This is a genomic window from Myxococcus eversor (assembly GCF_010894455.1).
GTDB lineage: Bacteria > Myxococcota > Myxococcia > Myxococcales > Myxococcaceae > Myxococcus > Myxococcus eversor.
Window position 1 is genome coordinate 48506 of record NZ_JAAIXY010000028.1, and the last position, 14065, is coordinate 62570.

A 14065-nucleotide genomic window follows, 5' to 3' on the forward strand; every position below is an offset into this window, starting at 1 on the left:
GGTTCACTCCGCGTGGACAGTCTTCCCCGGGAATTGTGTAGTCTTTGGGGGGATGAACACCCTGGCCCAATCAATCTTTGCCATGGAGCGGCGTCCCGAGGATGTACTGTGGGATGTCGTCGAGCGGCATCTGGAAGAGGCGTCGTTCCTGTGGGAGCAATGGGCTCGGCACCTCTTCACGGTGGACTTCACGTTGGCGGAACTGGAGGAGCGCCTGGAGTCGCGATTGCTGGCGCATCTCCAGGGGTTGGTGGTGGGAGGCGCGCCGGTGGCCGAGCGGCTTTTGTTGCCGTTGCTCGAACTCGAAGAGGACTCCGTGGAGGAGGAGCCTTTGCGTGTCAGCGCCGGGGCGCGAGTGCTTCTGGATGGTTGGAATGAGCCCGCGGCCCATGCGGTGTTCGACTCCTTCGCGCGTGCTGGCCCGGTCCTGAGAAGTGCTCTCCAGCGGGCCCTGGAGTTCAGCGAACGGCGGGATGTCGCCAGACGCCTGGGGCCGTACCTCGTGGAGGGTGGGCCAGAGCTCCAGTCCGCCGTGCTGGAGGTCCTGGCCTTTCGTGAAGAGGCGCCTCAAGTGTCGCTGGAGGCCTTCCTGCTTGGAGAGGACCCCCGCGTCGCGCTGTCTGCTTTACACCTGCTCGAGGCCCTTCCTCAGCTCCCAATCGGGGCTGACGTGTTGCGAAAGCTGTTCGCGCACCCGGCGCTTCGCGAGTCGGCCCTCGCGGTGGGACTCCTGCGGGGGCATCGAGAGGCCTGGACCCAGTGTTCACAGGCTGTCGCCGCGCGTGTGCCGTGTGAGCGCTCGTTGTACGTCTTGACCTCGCTTCTGGGCGGACGCGAGGACCTTCGATGGTTGGTCGAGCACCTCGAGACGCCTCGGCTGAGAGGGGAGGTGCTCTGGGCGCTGGGGTTCAGCGGACGCGTGGAGGCTGCCGATGCGTGTGTGGAGTTGCTCGGGGACAAGCTCCACGGGCGCGTTGCCGCGGAGGCATTCCGCGCCATCACCGGACTGGTGCTGGAGCAGCCATTCGTCCAGGAATCTCCCGATGATGGATCGGAGGACCTCCCTCTGGAGGAGGACCTCGACGCGGACCTCGCGCTCACTCCCGAGGCCAGCCTGCCGGTGCCGGAGCCCGAGGCCATCCGCGAGTGGTGGCGGACGCAGCGGAGTCGTTTCGACGTGAAGACTCGCTACCTGGAGGGCAGGCCCTGGAGCGGCGAAGTCCTCATGGCGGCGCTCGAGACGGTGCCCATGCGGCGTCGACACGTGCTCGCCAGGCAACTGGCGCTCGAGAGCCGTGGGGCCTTCCGGCTGAACACTCTCGCGAGTACGCGCCGACAACGACGACAACTCACACACCTCCAGGAACTGCTCGCGTCAGCAGGACGCGCTGCTGGCTCTTGGAGGCCCTGGAGGGGGCATGATGATTGATAACCTGCTGGCACCGTTCCAGGCGGAGCTGGCTCTCTCCACGGACAAACACGGCCACGAGCACGTCGTCGCCGTCGTCAAGGGCACGTTCGACGTCGGGCCCGATGGGACGTGTACGCCCGCTGCGGAGCAGCGGCCTCTCGTCAGGGCCGACCTCTTTCATGGGGAGCCAGGTCTCAGCAGCGAGCGATGGGAGTCGGACTTCGCGTTGCGAAAGCCCCGCACGGATGTCCTCGTGCTGGGCCACGCCTGGGCACCCGGTGGCAAGCCCACCGAGTCGCTGCTGGTGGGGCTGAAGCTCGGCTCCGTGCGCAAGGTCCTCCAGGTCTTCGGGGACAGGGTCTGGGAGCGCGGATGGGTGGGAGGACTGCGCCCGTCGAGCCCTCGGCCCTTCCTCAAGGTGCCATTGCTCTACGAACGAGCCTTCGGGGGCGCGGATCGCACCCACTCGGATGCTCGGCGGCATGTGTACGAGGAAGCCAACCTCGTGGGCGTCGGCCTTCATGCCCGTGGCCATGAGGGCATTCGTGACACGCCACTGCCCAACCTGGAGGACCCGCAGCAGCTCATCTCCCGTCCCACGGACCGGCCTCGGCCGATGGGGCTGGGCTTCATCGGACGCAACTGGTTGCCCAGGCGCACCTATGCGGGCACGTATGACCAGGACTGGCGTGACTCGCGCTACCCCTTCCTCCCGCTCGACTTCGACGACCGCTACTTTCAGGGAGCCCCGGAGGACCAGACCTGTGCACACCTCGAAGGCGGTGAGCAGGTGATCCTCACGGGGATGACTCCCGAGGGCCGCTGGCAGTTCACGCTCCCCGTCCGCTCCGTTCCCGTCACGTTGCACTACCACTCGGGCCCACGCACGTTCCCGGGACGGCTCGACACCCTCGTGCTCCTTCCCGACGAGAAGCGGTGCGCGCTGGTCTGGAGGGCCACCGCCCGACTGGAAGGCAAGCCCACCCATCTTCGAGAAGTCCAGGTGGGCACGACCCCTGGGCGTGAGCGCGCGGCGCGAACTGGCAAACGCTACATCCGTTGGGGACGGGGGGCGGCATGAGCGTGTTGGAGCGCGGGGCGCCGGGGGCGAAGCTGCTGGTCCAGGGCGTGGGCATGGTGTGTTCCGTCGGCATGGACGCTGCCTCGGCCAGCGCCGCGGTGCGGGCTCGCATCCGCCGCTTCCAGGAGCTCCCATTCCACGACACACAGCATCGCCCTATCATCGGCGCTCATGTTCCCGAAGCCACTCGCTCGGTCCAGGGCTTCCGTCGATGTGTGCCCCTGTTGGTTCGCGCGCTGGAGGAATGCAGAGCGCGTCACGAGAGCTGGGTGGGGGCCGCGAAGAAGCCCGTGCCCTTGCTGCTCGCGCTCGCCGGACCGGAGCGAGACGACCTTCCCGAAGATCTGGGCGCTCGGGTCCTGAAAGAGGTCCAGTCACAGTGCGCGGAGCCGTTCGGTCCGGGGTCACGCGCCTTTCGAATGGGAGCAGCCGGTATCTTCCACGCCCTGGAGACGGCGGCAGGAATGTTGGCGCGTCACGAGTGCGATGCCTGCCTCGTCGCCGCGGCGGACTCCCTGGTGACCCACAAGGCGCTTCACTGGCTCGAACTCCAGGACCGCCTGAAAACGGAGACGAACTCGGATGGCGTGATTCCCTCCGAGGCCGCCGCGGCGCTCTGGGTGACGCGAGCGAAGCCGCAGACGCCCTCGTTGCTGGACATCCTGGGCATTGGGCAAGCAGAGGAGCCGTCGTTCGGGAAGCAGGACGTCGCGAATCTGGCGGAGGGGCTGGCCCTCGCGCTGCGCCGGGCCTTGGTTGATTCGAGACTCCCGCTGGGCGACGTGGACTTTCGCGTGGGTGATGTCGCCGGCGAGAGGTTGGCTTTCATGGAGGCTTCCACCGCCTTTGCCCGGCTCCTTCGCGAGCCGAGGCCTTCGTTTCCGCTCTGGCTTCCCGCAGAAGTCCTGGGGGACGTAGGGGCCGCGCTTCCCGCGAGCATGTTGGTTCTCACGGCAGTGGGCATGGCGCACGGGGACGCACCGGGACGCACGGCCCTCTTGTTCGCGTCGTCACGAGGTGCGGAGCGAGCCGCATGTGTGGTGGCTGCGCCCGGAAGGAGCGGATGATGGGAAACAATACCTATGCGAATGGACGCTCCATCTCCTGCAAGACAGGGGCGGGGCAGGTGACGGCCGCGTTCCCGGATGTCTGTCTTTCGCCGCCGGGGCCGCCCGCGGGGCCTCTTCCCTTGCCATACCCGGTCTTCTCCTCCTCGTCGGACATGACGGGCGGCAGCAAGACGGTGCTCATTGGCGGCAAGGAGGCGATGCTCCGCGACAAGTCTTATTTCAAGAAATGCACGGGGGACGAGGCGGCCACGAAGTCCTTTGGACAGGGCGTCGTCACCCACCAGCTCTCAGGCAAGGTGTATTTCGCGTCGTGGTCCATGGACGTGCAGTTCGAGGGCGAGAACGTTGTCCGTCACCTGGACATGACGACCTCGAACCACGCGAGCACACCCGGCAACGAATCCGTTCCCACGCCCGAGTTGGAGTCCATGGCGCCGCCAGACCCGGCGAAGTGCGCCGAGGTCCTGGCCCGCTATCCGGTGGAGTCGTATGGGGAGCAGAAGAAGAAGATGAAGAAGGGGGCGTATAAGGGGTCTGAGTCCCACCATCTCGTCCAGAACGCCCACTTCCAGGAGGGGCGTGGTTCGCGCCACGTCAAGACGGTTGCCGGAGGGTGCCCGAACTACACGGAGAATGCCGGGCCATGCATTCCGCTCGGTGCTGGGTCCGAAGGCACCACCGAACATGGGTTGATTTCCCGGATGCAGAAGGACCGCGCCCGCTTCTATGTGCGGCGCCACAAGGCGACAGGAAAGAATGTCACGTACTCGGAGGCCCGCAAGGACTGCCAGGACCAGCTCTGCTCACCGACTCCCGGACCCGGACTGACGAAGGAAGAAGCCGAGTGCATCCTCATCGAGGTCGATAGGAAATTCATTGAGATCTGCGGCGGGACTGGCAACCTGGAGCTTCGCCCCCCTGGCCTGCGAAAGAAGTGGAAGCCACCAACGCCGTCCACCGGGGCGAACGAGGGTGCGAATTTCTAGTCACGCCGGACTTGAATGGGATTCTGGAGGGATGGAATGAGCACCGAGCCGGACCATCGTACGAGCTTCATCAGTATCGTCGGGACGAACCTCCGTGACCTGCAGATGCTGGCGAACATGTCGCCGCCCGTGGATGACCCCGAATCCATTGTCACGGTCATCGTATCGCTGGTCCATGAGGGGAACATCACGTGGACGAAGCTGCAGGAGGTTGATGTCTGGGCGACGGACCTGTCACGGTCTCCTTCGGGACGGCTGTATGCGGTCGACATGGATGGGCAGCTTCACTTCACGGATTCGAAGGGGGGCTGGAAGATCCGGGACCTCGGCTGTCCGGATGGATTGGTGTCACTCTGGGTGGCGTCGGATGACGTGATGTTCGTCGCCGGGGACCACGGGGAGCGCGTACGAGTCTCCGGGACGCAGGTGGACGTCGTCCGGGACGAACAGGAGCGTCGGCTGAACGCCGTGCATGGCTGCTCCGCGGATGCGGTCTACATGGTCGGTGAGAAGGGCGCGCTCTTCCGATATCGGGGACAGACATGGTCGGAGCTGGAGTCTCCGACCAACTACACCTTGCTCACGGTCCTCTGTCGTTCGCCCAAGGAGGTCTATGTCGCAGGGGCTCGCGGCGTGTTGTTCAAGGGAGACGGCGATACCTGGGAGCAGCTCAATGCGCCCGTGGTGAACATCACCAGCCTTGCCTGGTATCAGGACGCTTTGTATGTCGCAGCGGGCAAGGACGGCGTCTTCCGCCTGGGCCCCCGGGGCCTCGAAAAGATCAAGGACGTCACGCTCTATCGGTTGAGTGCGATTGGGGACCATCTCTTCGGCCTCGGCGGGCGGCTCGTCGCACGGTTCGATGGCAAGGGGTGGTGGGGCGGTCAGGTGACCAGCCTCTGATGAGGACCGGAGGGCCTTGTTTCGGAGGCCCACCGGGAGCTGCTCCCGCGTGGCGGTGGAGTGCGCTTGCGCTGCTCAGGGGCAGCGCAAGCGGCATCTGTCTGGTGTTATGGGGTTGTTGCCGCGCGCCATGCGCAATCTTCGTAATAGTTTTCGACCGCATAGTCGGTCTGCGTGCCCGTGCGCGTGGGTGTTCTGTCGCAAACGCACCGCTCGGTGCCGACCGCCGTGGTGAGGGTGGCGTCACTGTAAAAAGTGATGGAGTAATTGGCGATGCAGCGAACCAGTGAATCTTCGCGTGACGTCAAATCGGACTGCGTCCCTGGGTCGGCTTCGCCTGCTCCGCAGCCGAACTGAAGTCCGAGGACGGCAAGACCCAGCATCAACAATGAACGCATTGCTCCTCCAGAGGGATGAGGCGCTCCATGTGGCTGTTGCATGAGCAGCATGCCACAACTCCTTGCGCGGCTGCATGTGGGCGAATCCGATCCAGGATATGTGAAAGACTTTGGCTTGCCTGGAGTCGGAGCCGCTGCCGGGGCCGTCAGGCGCTCTACGACGTCTGCATGAAGAGGGTGGCGTAGCTGTCGTTGCAATCCACCGCAAACAGTTACTCAGTGCCAGTCGACAGGATTCCGCAGGCCTTGCTCGGGCTTCCCAGGCGCTTCCGCCCCGAGAAGATGTTTTTCTCGGTCACCCCCTTGGCGAAGCCCCCGAAGAGCGTCTTCCAGCCTTTCTCGGGCACGAATGATTCCAGCTCGACTCCGCGGAGCGGTTGAACTCCACGGGTCGCATGGACAAACACGAAGACCGTTGTCCATGGCACTTCCTTTGACACCTTGAGATGGCTTGGATTCAGAGCGCGTTGAGCGCCGAACGCAGCGCGGCCGGCAGCGTGTCCGGGTCTCCCCGGCGCAGGGCGGACAGTCCCGCCTGGAAGTCCGCGCGCGCGCCGTCGACATCGCCGAGCCGTGCGCGCAGCACGCCGCGCTCGTGAAGCAGCTCGGGGTCGATGCCCTCTCCCTGCTGCGGGGCGAGCGCGGCCGTGAGGTCCTGGATGGACTCGGCGAGCCTCCCCAGGCGGGCGCGACTGGCGGCCCGCTGCTGGAGCAGCCAGGGGTTGTCCGGGTCCTCCGCGAGCGCGAGCGTCCAGTCCTGCTCGGCCTGGGTGTCTCGGCCCAGCGCCTCCAGGGACTCGGCGCGCTTCATGTGCAGCACGAGCGCCTTGCGATAGCCGCCGTCCACCAGCGCATCGAAGTCCGCGACGGCCTCGACATGGCGACCGAGCCGGGCGAGGCACAGCGCCCGGTGCAGGCGGGTCGTCCGGTGTCCAGGCGCCAGCTCCAGGACGCGCTCGAACCAGGGAAGGGCCTCGGCGGGCGCGCTCCCCCAGATGCCGAGCGTCATCGCCAGCTCCAGCACCACTCGCCCCAGCTTCGGATTCGCCTCCGCGAGCGAGCGGGCCAACGCGAGCGCTGTCGCGTGCCGGCCACTCCTGCGCAGCCGGTCCAGCTCGCGAAGCTTCTCCGCGACGTCGGGAGGACACGGCTCGCGTCCATTGCGCTCACCGTCCTCCGGCCGCTCCAGTGGACGAGGCCTTGGGTCGTCCCGCTTCGTCATTCCGCCTCGGACTCCCCCGGGAAATCACGGCAGAGGGCGTCGTAGTCACGCCACCACGCATCCAGCACCTTCATGTCCGAGGTCTGGGGCTCGTCGCCCGGTCCCGCCATCTCCAGATATGCGTGCAGGAGCGGCCTGAAGTGCGGATGCGCGCACTGGTCGATGATGTCCATGGCCCGCCGCCTCGGCGAGCGGATGTCCATGTTGAGCGCGTAGCCGTGCTCGGTGACGACGCACTTGATGTCGTGCTCCGTGTGGTCGATGTGCCGCACGTACGGCATCACACAGCTCACCGTCCGGCCGTCCTTCAGCTTCCGCACGGAGGGCGTGTGCACGATGCTCAGGTACGCATTGCGGAAGAAGTCCCCGGAGCCGCCCAGCCCGTTGACGATGCGCGAGCCGTCGATGTGCGTCGAGTTGACGTGCCCGTAGATGTCCACCTCGATGGGCGTGTTCATCGCGATGACGAAGAGGCGGGAGATGATTTCGGGGCTGTTCGACAGCCACATCGGCCGCAACACCAGCCGCTCCCGACACCGCTCGAACATCTGCTGGAACTTCGCGCGCCCCTCGGCCGAGAAGGACACCGCCGTGGCGGACGCGTACTCGAACTTCGCGTCGTCCTCCACGTAGCGCAGCATTCCGTCCTGGAAGACCTCGGTCCAGAATCGAATCTTCTGGAAGGGTGACGCGTACAGCTCGCCGATGATGGCGTTGGCCACGTTGCCCACGCCGGACTGGATGGGCGGCATGCGCTTGCCCCACTGGAACTGCTCACGGCAGCGCAGCAGGAACTCCACCACGTTCTGTGCAATCCGCTTGTCCGTCGCGTTCGCCGCCTTGAAGGGCACCGGGTGGTCCGGCGTCCGCGACTCCACCACCGCCACCACCTTGCTCGCGTCAATCTCCACGTAGGGATTGCCGATGCGGTCCCTCACGTTGAGCAGGGGCAGCGGCCAGCCCACGTGCGGGTGCACCGTGGGCAGGACGATGTCGTGGAACCCCGTGTAGTCCGGCACGGAGGTGTTCACCTCGAGGATGATCTTCTTCGCCTTCGCGAGCGCCTCCGCGCTGACGCCCACCGACGAGCCGAGGATGACGCTGCCGTTGGGCCGGATGCGCGACACCTCCACCACCGCCACGTCGATGTCGCCGTAGAAGCCATACATCAGGTTGCGCGCGAAGGCGGACAGGTGGACGTCCGTGAAGTCCATCTCCCCCGCGTGGATGCGACGGCGCGACGCCGACGAGGACATGTAGGGCCCGCGCTTGCGGATGAAGGGCGCCATGGGCCCCTCCACGTCCTCGGAGAGCGAGGCGCCCGACAAGAGGGTGATGCGCGTCTGGGGCGCCGTCCGTGCCAGGTGCGAGGCCAGCGCGGGGAAGAACGTCTTGGGCTCCCCCGACTTGGTGAAGCCGCTGATGGCCACCGTGTTGCCATCGGTGACGTGCTTCACCGCCTCCTCGACGGGGACGACCTTGGCCAGCAGGCCGGCGTTCTGGATGCGGTCCTTCAGCGTGCTCGGTGCGTTCATGGGCGGCGGGAGGATGACACACCCTCGTGCCCGGTTCCTCAGCGGAAGCCCGGGGGGCGCCGCTTGTCCTCGTCCGACTCGTCGTCATCGACCTTCAGGCGGGCGCCCGGGGACAGCTCGAACACCAGCCCGAACTGCCAGAGATTCACCCGCTCCAGGAAGAGGATGTTGTAGTAGTCCTGGCCGTGGATGTAGCGCGCGAAGACGCCGAAGCCCGCGCCCCAGTACGGCAGCGCGGTGGCCTCGGCGCTCACCGTGGCCCCTCGGTGGGGCGTCTCTCCGAAGGGGGCTGACACGGCGATCTCCAACTGGAACCGGTGCTGATTCCAGAGGCGCTCGCCCAGCACGCTCACCCCCCAGTTCCCGTCGCCGTAGACGTTGCGCTGGTAGTCGGCGATGCCGCCGGGACCGACGGCCGTGTTCAGCTCCAGGAAGCTGCCGCCGCCCACGAGCCAGGCGCTGTCCAGTTCCTGATCCGCCGCCAGGGCGCCCAGTGCGTGCAGCTCTCCGCGCAGGAAGTTGGTGGAGAAGCTGCCGGTCAGCTCGTTGAGCGGGAGTTCTCCTTGCTCGGGCGGGGGCGAGCAGGCGCCGTTCACCCTCATCTGATTCGAGAAGTAGCACCCGTCCTGGCCATTCGAGTAGTGGCCCACGATGAGGTTGGCCGCGAGCATCAGGCCCCGCCGCGCGCGGGCGTTCTCCTTCGGGCCCGGCAGCATGCGCAGGTGCGCCACCTGGAACGTGGCCTTGGGGATGTAGGACGGCGGGATGACGGGAGCGCTGGGCGTGTTGAGCAGCCGAAGATGGATGGACGGTGTGAGCACCGCCGACAGGAACCACTCGCCCGTCTTCTTCCGGAAGTGACCCGCGTGGAGCTGGGGAAAGAAGAGATTGGGGGCGACCTGCGCCTCGAACAGCAGCGGCGCGGGTGAATACGGGTCTCCCACGCGGCGGATGTGGCTGGGTGAGCCGAAGACGTAGCTGCGGTCCAGGAAGAAGGGGGTGGGGGCGCTGAACTCCCATCTCCAATCCGACCCGAAGGCGGGGGCGGCGACGAGCAGGAGGGCGACCAGTGCTGGCAGCGATGTCCTCGCCCTGGACTGGCGTCTTCCTGTCACGTTCCACATGGGGCGCTCCCGCCGACGAAGGGGGGCGTGAGTCGCCCGGACCGCGTCGACGGATGCTCTAGCCCGCTTCAAGGGGGCGCTCACCCGGACGGCGGGGCGTGTGTCCGCGGCCGGGAAGAGTCAGCCCCCTGAACGTGTTGGGCGCCCCGATTCCGTGCTTTGGTGCACACCCCTTTTCGTCGGGAGAAACACTTTTCATGCGCAACCTCTTCTTCGCCAGCGCGGGCGTGGCCGCGCTCGTCTCCTCCGGCTGTGCGACGACGTCCCCGGAGCCTCGCCCCGAAGTCGCCGCTCCGGCCGCTCCGAGCGAGGCCGCCGCGCCGGTGGCCCCCCAGATTCCCCTGCTGGCGAAGTGGTCCGGCCCGCACGGCGGCGTGCCTCCCTTCGCCCAGGTGAAGGTGGACGACTTCAAGCCCGCAATCGCGGCGGCGATGGACGAGTACCGCCGGGAGCTGGCCGCCATCGCGAGCAATCCCGCCGCGCCCGACTTCGAGAACACGCTGGCCGCGCTGGAGAACGCGGGCCGGACGTACGCGAACGTGGAGACGCTCTACGGCATCTGGGGCTCGTCCCTGAGCAGCCCGGAGTTCCAGGCCGTGGAGCGGGAGATGGCGCCCCGCTTCGCCGCCTTCGAGGACGAGGTCACCCAGAACGAGGGCCTCTTCCGGCGCATCGAGGCCGTCTACCAGTCCCCCGACAAGGCGAAGCTGTCGCCCGAGCAGCAGCGGCTGGCGTGGCTGCACTACACGCGCTTCGTGCGCTCCGGCGCGAAGCTGGACGCGGCGGCGAAGACGCGGCTGGGCGCCATCAACCAGCGCCTCGCGTCGCTCTACACGTCCTTCAGCCAGCACGTGCTCGGCGACGAGGAGGGCTACACCGTCGTCCTGGAGTCCGAGGCGGACCTGGCGGGCCTGCCCGACTCCGTGCGCGCGGGAGCCGCCGCCGCGGCCGAGGCGCGGGGCCAGAAGGGCAAGTGGATCATCACCAACACGCGCTCCTCCATGGAGCCGTTCCTGACCTACTCGTCGCGCCGTGACTTGCGCGAGAAGGTCTGGCGCAACTACGTCAACCGGGGCGACAACGGAGACGCGCGCGACAACAACGCCATCATCTCGGAGGTCCTCAAGCTGCGCGCCGAGCGCGCGAAGCTCCTGGGCTACGCCACGCACGCGCACTGGCGCCTGGAGAACGCCATGGCCCGCACGCCCGAGCGCGCCATGGAGCTGATGGAGGCGGTGTGGAAGCCCGCCGTGGCCCGTGTCCGCGAGGAGGTCGCCGACATGCAGAAGGTGGCCGACAAGGAGCGCGCGAAGCTGAAGATTGAGCCCTGGGACTACCGCTTCTACGCGGAGAAGGTCCGCAAGGCGAAGTACGACCTGGACCAGAACGAGGTGAAGCCCTACCTCCAGTTGGAGAAGCTGCGCGAGGGCATGTTCTGGGTGGCCGGTGAGCTGCTCGGCTTCGCCTTCACGCCAGTGACGGACGTGCCCGTCTACCACCCGGATGTCCGCGTCTGGGAGGTGAAGGACCAGGCCACCGGCCGTCACGTGGGCCTGTGGTACTTCGACCCGTACGCGCGCCCGGGCAAGCGCTCCGGCGCGTGGATGAACGCGTACCGCAACCAGGAGCGGTTCCGGGGCGAGGTGACGACCATCGTCTCCAACAACTCCAACTTCGTGAAGGGCACGCCCGGCGAGGCGGTGCTCATCTCCTGGGAGGACGCGAGCACGCTGTTCCACGAGTTCGGCCACGCGCTGCACGGCCTCAGCTCGTCCGTGACCTATCCGTCGCTGGCCGGCACCAGCGTGGCGCGCGACTACGTGGAGTTCCCCTCGCAGCTCCTGGAGCACTGGCTGGCCACGCCCGAGGTCCTCAACACCTTCGCGCTGCACCACCAGACGGGCAAGCCCATCCCCCAGGCGCTGGTGGCGCGCATCGAAAAGGCCGCGACGTTCAACCAGGGCTTCGGCACGGTGGAGTACCTGTCCTCCGCGCTGGTGGACATGAAGCTGCACCTGGCGGGTGACGTGAGCATCGACGCGGATGCCTTCGAGCGCGACACGCTCAAGGCGCTGGGCATGCCCAAGGAAATCGTCATGCGCCACCGCACGCCGCAGTTCGGCCACGTCTTCGCGAGCGACGGCTACTCGGCGGGCTACTACAGCTACCTGTGGTCCGACACGCTGACGGCGGACGCCTTCGAGGGCTTCACCGAGGGCAAGGGCGCCTACGACAAGGCGGTGGCGGAGAAGCTGCGCAAGAGCGTCTTCGCCGTGGGCAACACCGTGGACCCGGCGGAGGGCTACCGTGCCTTCCGCGGGCGCGACGCCGGCATCAACGCGCTGATGCGCAAGCGCGGCTTCCCGGTGCCCGCCGCCGCGCAGACGAAGTCGCAGCCCTGAGCGACTTCGTCCGGTGACACCCCCGGGGGCGCGAAGCACGGCCATCCGCCGCTTCGTGCCCCCGGAGCTTTTTCAGGGGTCCAGGAACGCGCGCTTCACGTCCATGAGCAGCTCGTGCCGCTTGCCCTGGGGCTCCCCGTCCCGGTGTCCCTGGTTGATGGTCCAGATGATGGTGCCTCCCAGGCCCTGCGAGCGCGCCCACTGGCCCTTGGCGAAGACGGACTGGCCATCCTCGTAGGAGATGTAGTTGCAGTGGCCCGGGCCATTCACGGAAGGGGAGGAGAGGTAGGGCGAGGCGGCCTTCTCGTCCCAGTGCCGCTCCGCCATCGGGAAGTAGTTCTTCATGATGTTGGCGTAGCTCATCGCGTTGTCGCTCTGGCCCTCGAGCACGTCGGGCCGGCCGTCCAGCGGCGTGCGAGGCTCCGTCACGCCCTGCCAGCAGGTGCCGAAGAACCCGATGCCCACGCCCAGCCGGCCGCGCGGCACGCCCGCCTTCAGGTAGCCCTCCACGGAGTAGGCGACGGAGGTGGGGCGGTTCGGGGCCTCGTCCTTGAGGGGACTGGAGTGCCAGCTCTCCCAGCCGCCCCAGTGGCCGCTCATCTTGTAGGACATGATGTTGAGCTGGTCGACGCGCTCGGCGAGCCGGGCCATGAACTTCTCCTCCACCTCCGGCATCCCGAAGTTGGAGTTGAGCCAGTTCACCGGCACGGTGATGATGATGTCCGGGCGCGCCGCGCGCAGCTCGTCAATCAGCGCGATGAGCAGCTCTCCGTCATTGCCCGCGGGCGGCAGGTTGATGGGCTCCCAGTCCAGGTCCAGCCCGTCGTAGCCCAGCTCCTCCATCGCCCTGATGAGCTCCTTCACGAAGACGATGCGGCTCTCCCCCGTGGACGCCAGCACGAAGCCGTCGTGCTCACCGAAGCCGCCCACCATCAGCAGGGACTTCTTCCCCGCCAGCCGGGCGCCCGCCGACAGCGCCTTGGCGATGATGGGCCCTTCGTAGGCGGTGACGTCGAAGTCCGTGAACAGCGTCCCGTCGTACCGGGGGCGCACGCGGCCCACCACGATGTGGGTCAGCCCGCTGAAATCCACATCCGCCGGCTTCAGCATGTCGCGCTGGTAGCCCACGTAGTAGCCCGACACCCAGCTCGCCGGCGCACCACCGGGGCGCGGCGTCACCGGGCCGGCCATCGCCGTGGGGCCCTCGCCCACCTCGTTGACGGCCCTCACCGTGAACACGTGCGGCTTGTCATTGGTCAGGTCCGGGATGCTCACGCTCGCGGCCGGCGCGTCCACCGTGACGGACCTGCCCCCGGGCTCGGCGGTGATGACGTACTTCGTGAGCGCGCGGCCCCCGTAGCTCGCCGGCTGCAGCCAGCTGACATAGGCCTGCCCGTTGCCCGCCGTCGCCCGCACGGAGCGCGGCTGCCCGGGCACCGTGGGGTTGCTGATGGACATGCCCGGCATCGGCATCACCGGCACGGACGGGACGGAGGAGATGCCCTCGCCCCGGGCATTCACCGCGGAGACCTTGAACAGGTACTCGAAGCCATTGTTGAGGCCCATCACCGTGGCCTGACGCTCGCCCGCGCTGACGATGGCGCCGCCGCACGCGGGCTGGCAGCGCACCACGTAGTACAGGAGCGGATGGCCCCCGTCGCTCGTCGGAGGCGTCCACGTCACCAGCGCCTGGGAGTCCGCTGCCTGTGCCTCCACCGCGGACGGCTCGGCCGGAAGGCCCGGGCCCTCGTCACTCTTGCCGCATCCCCCGAGCAGCGCCCCCACTCCCACCGCCAGGACGAGCTGCCACTGCGCTGCGTGTCGAGTCTTCACCTGCGCACCTCATGGACCAAGCTACCGATTATACGGGGAAGCCTGACATTTCCTGTGCTGGAATTGTGTAGCAATACTGCATGTGATTACCCCAGGACAA

The 14065-nt window shown here is 67.2% G+C and carries 11 protein-coding genes; 6 read left to right on the top strand and 5 right to left on the bottom strand.

The features are described 5' to 3' along the window. The first annotated feature begins 82 nt into the window (after positions 1-82). From G4D83_RS40130 to G4D83_RS40150, 5 genes are read left to right on the top strand one after another with little or no spacing between them, the layout of a single operon-like run. On the top strand, positions 83-1429 hold the full coding sequence (locus G4D83_RS40130) for a TIGR02270 family protein (RefSeq protein WP_163870225.1): 1347 nt from the start codon (positions 83-85) through the stop codon (positions 1427-1429). After that, positions 1419-2492: a DUF2169 family type VI secretion system accessory protein gene (locus tag G4D83_RS40135; protein ID WP_163870226.1), complete on the top strand. Its 1074-nt coding sequence runs from the start codon at positions 1419-1421 to the stop codon at positions 2490-2492. The genes G4D83_RS40130 and G4D83_RS40135 overlap by 11 nt, the downstream gene beginning before the upstream one ends. After that, positions 2489-3559, top strand: coding sequence for a hypothetical protein (locus G4D83_RS45725; protein ID WP_205522839.1), 1071 nt, complete (start codon positions 2489-2491; stop codon positions 3557-3559). Before G4D83_RS40135 ends, G4D83_RS45725 begins: the two co-directional genes overlap by 4 nt. After that, complete coding sequence (locus tag G4D83_RS40145) at positions 3556-4548, top strand: PAAR-like domain-containing protein (protein WP_163870228.1); 993 nt, start codon at positions 3556-3558, stop codon at positions 4546-4548. Before G4D83_RS45725 ends, G4D83_RS40145 begins: the two co-directional genes overlap by 4 nt. A gap of 36 nt (positions 4549-4584) precedes the next feature. Further along, positions 4585-5451 carry a beta propeller repeat protein gene (locus G4D83_RS40150; RefSeq protein WP_163870229.1) on the top strand — a complete coding sequence of 289 codons (867 nt, stop codon included), beginning with the start codon at positions 4585-4587 and terminating at the stop codon, positions 5449-5451. Positions 5452-5558: 107 nt separating this feature from the next. On the opposite strand, the gene G4D83_RS40155 is transcribed toward G4D83_RS40150, so the two are convergent. The 4 genes from G4D83_RS40155 to G4D83_RS40170 form a co-directional block, all read right to left on the bottom strand. Then, positions 5559-5849, bottom strand: a complete 291-nt coding sequence (locus G4D83_RS40155; RefSeq protein ID WP_163870230.1) for a hypothetical protein — start codon at positions 5847-5849, stop codon at positions 5559-5561. A gap of 457 nt (positions 5850-6306) precedes the next feature. Then, positions 6307-7071: a tetratricopeptide repeat protein gene (locus tag G4D83_RS40160; protein WP_163870231.1), complete on the bottom strand. Its 765-nt coding sequence runs from the start codon at positions 7069-7071 to the stop codon at positions 6307-6309. Then, positions 7068-8606: an acetyl-CoA hydrolase/transferase C-terminal domain-containing protein gene (locus G4D83_RS40165; protein ID WP_163870232.1), complete on the bottom strand. Its 1539-nt coding sequence runs from the start codon at positions 8604-8606 to the stop codon at positions 7068-7070. Before G4D83_RS40165 ends, G4D83_RS40160 begins: the two co-directional genes overlap by 4 nt. Positions 8607-8644: 38 nt before the next feature. Continuing rightward, positions 8645-9730 carry a hypothetical protein gene (locus G4D83_RS40170; protein ID WP_163870233.1) on the bottom strand — a complete coding sequence of 362 codons (1086 nt, stop codon included), beginning with the start codon at positions 9728-9730 and terminating at the stop codon, positions 8645-8647. 197 nt (positions 9731-9927) lie between these two features. Between G4D83_RS40170 and G4D83_RS40175 the strand changes: the two genes are divergently transcribed. Continuing rightward, positions 9928-12132, top strand: coding sequence for a M3 family metallopeptidase (locus tag G4D83_RS40175; protein ID WP_163870234.1), 2205 nt, complete (start codon positions 9928-9930; stop codon positions 12130-12132). Between the two features lie 72 nt (positions 12133-12204). Here the strand turns inward: G4D83_RS40175 and G4D83_RS40180 are convergent, their stop codons facing one another. Continuing rightward, the gene (locus G4D83_RS40180) at positions 12205-13965 is read right to left on the bottom strand and encodes a glycosyl hydrolase family 18 protein (RefSeq protein WP_163870235.1); all 1761 of its coding nucleotides are present in this window, start codon (positions 13963-13965) and stop codon (positions 12205-12207) included. Positions 13966-14065 lie beyond the last annotated feature (100 nt).

Bases quoted from the DNA above. Each gene is read 5' to 3' on its own strand.
- G4D83_RS40145 (WP_163870228.1), top strand. From the start codon at position 3,556: ATGATGGGAAACAATACCTATGCGAATGGACGCTCCATCTCCTGCAAG.
- G4D83_RS40175 (WP_163870234.1), top strand. From the start codon at position 9,928: ATGCGCAACCTCTTCTTCGCCAGCGCGGGCGTGGCCGCGCTCGTCTCC.
- G4D83_RS40130 (WP_163870225.1), top strand. From the start codon at position 83: ATGGAGCGGCGTCCCGAGGATGTACTGTGGGATGTCGTCGAGCGGCAT.
- G4D83_RS40155 (WP_163870230.1), bottom strand. From the start codon at position 5,849: ATGCGTTCATTGTTGATGCTGGGTCTTGCCGTCCTCGGACTTCAGTTC.
- G4D83_RS40170 (WP_163870233.1), bottom strand. From the start codon at position 9,730: ATGTGGAACGTGACAGGAAGACGCCAGTCCAGGGCGAGGACATCGCTG.
- G4D83_RS45725 (WP_205522839.1), top strand. From the start codon at position 2,489: ATGAGCGTGTTGGAGCGCGGGGCGCCGGGGGCGAAGCTGCTGGTCCAG.
- G4D83_RS40150 (WP_163870229.1), top strand. From the start codon at position 4,585: ATGAGCACCGAGCCGGACCATCGTACGAGCTTCATCAGTATCGTCGGG.
- G4D83_RS40160 (WP_163870231.1), bottom strand. From the start codon at position 7,071: ATGACGAAGCGGGACGACCCAAGGCCTCGTCCACTGGAGCGGCCGGAG.
- G4D83_RS40135 (WP_163870226.1), top strand. From the start codon at position 1,419: ATGATGATTGATAACCTGCTGGCACCGTTCCAGGCGGAGCTGGCTCTC.
- G4D83_RS40165 (WP_163870232.1), bottom strand. From the start codon at position 8,606: ATGAACGCACCGAGCACGCTGAAGGACCGCATCCAGAACGCCGGCCTG.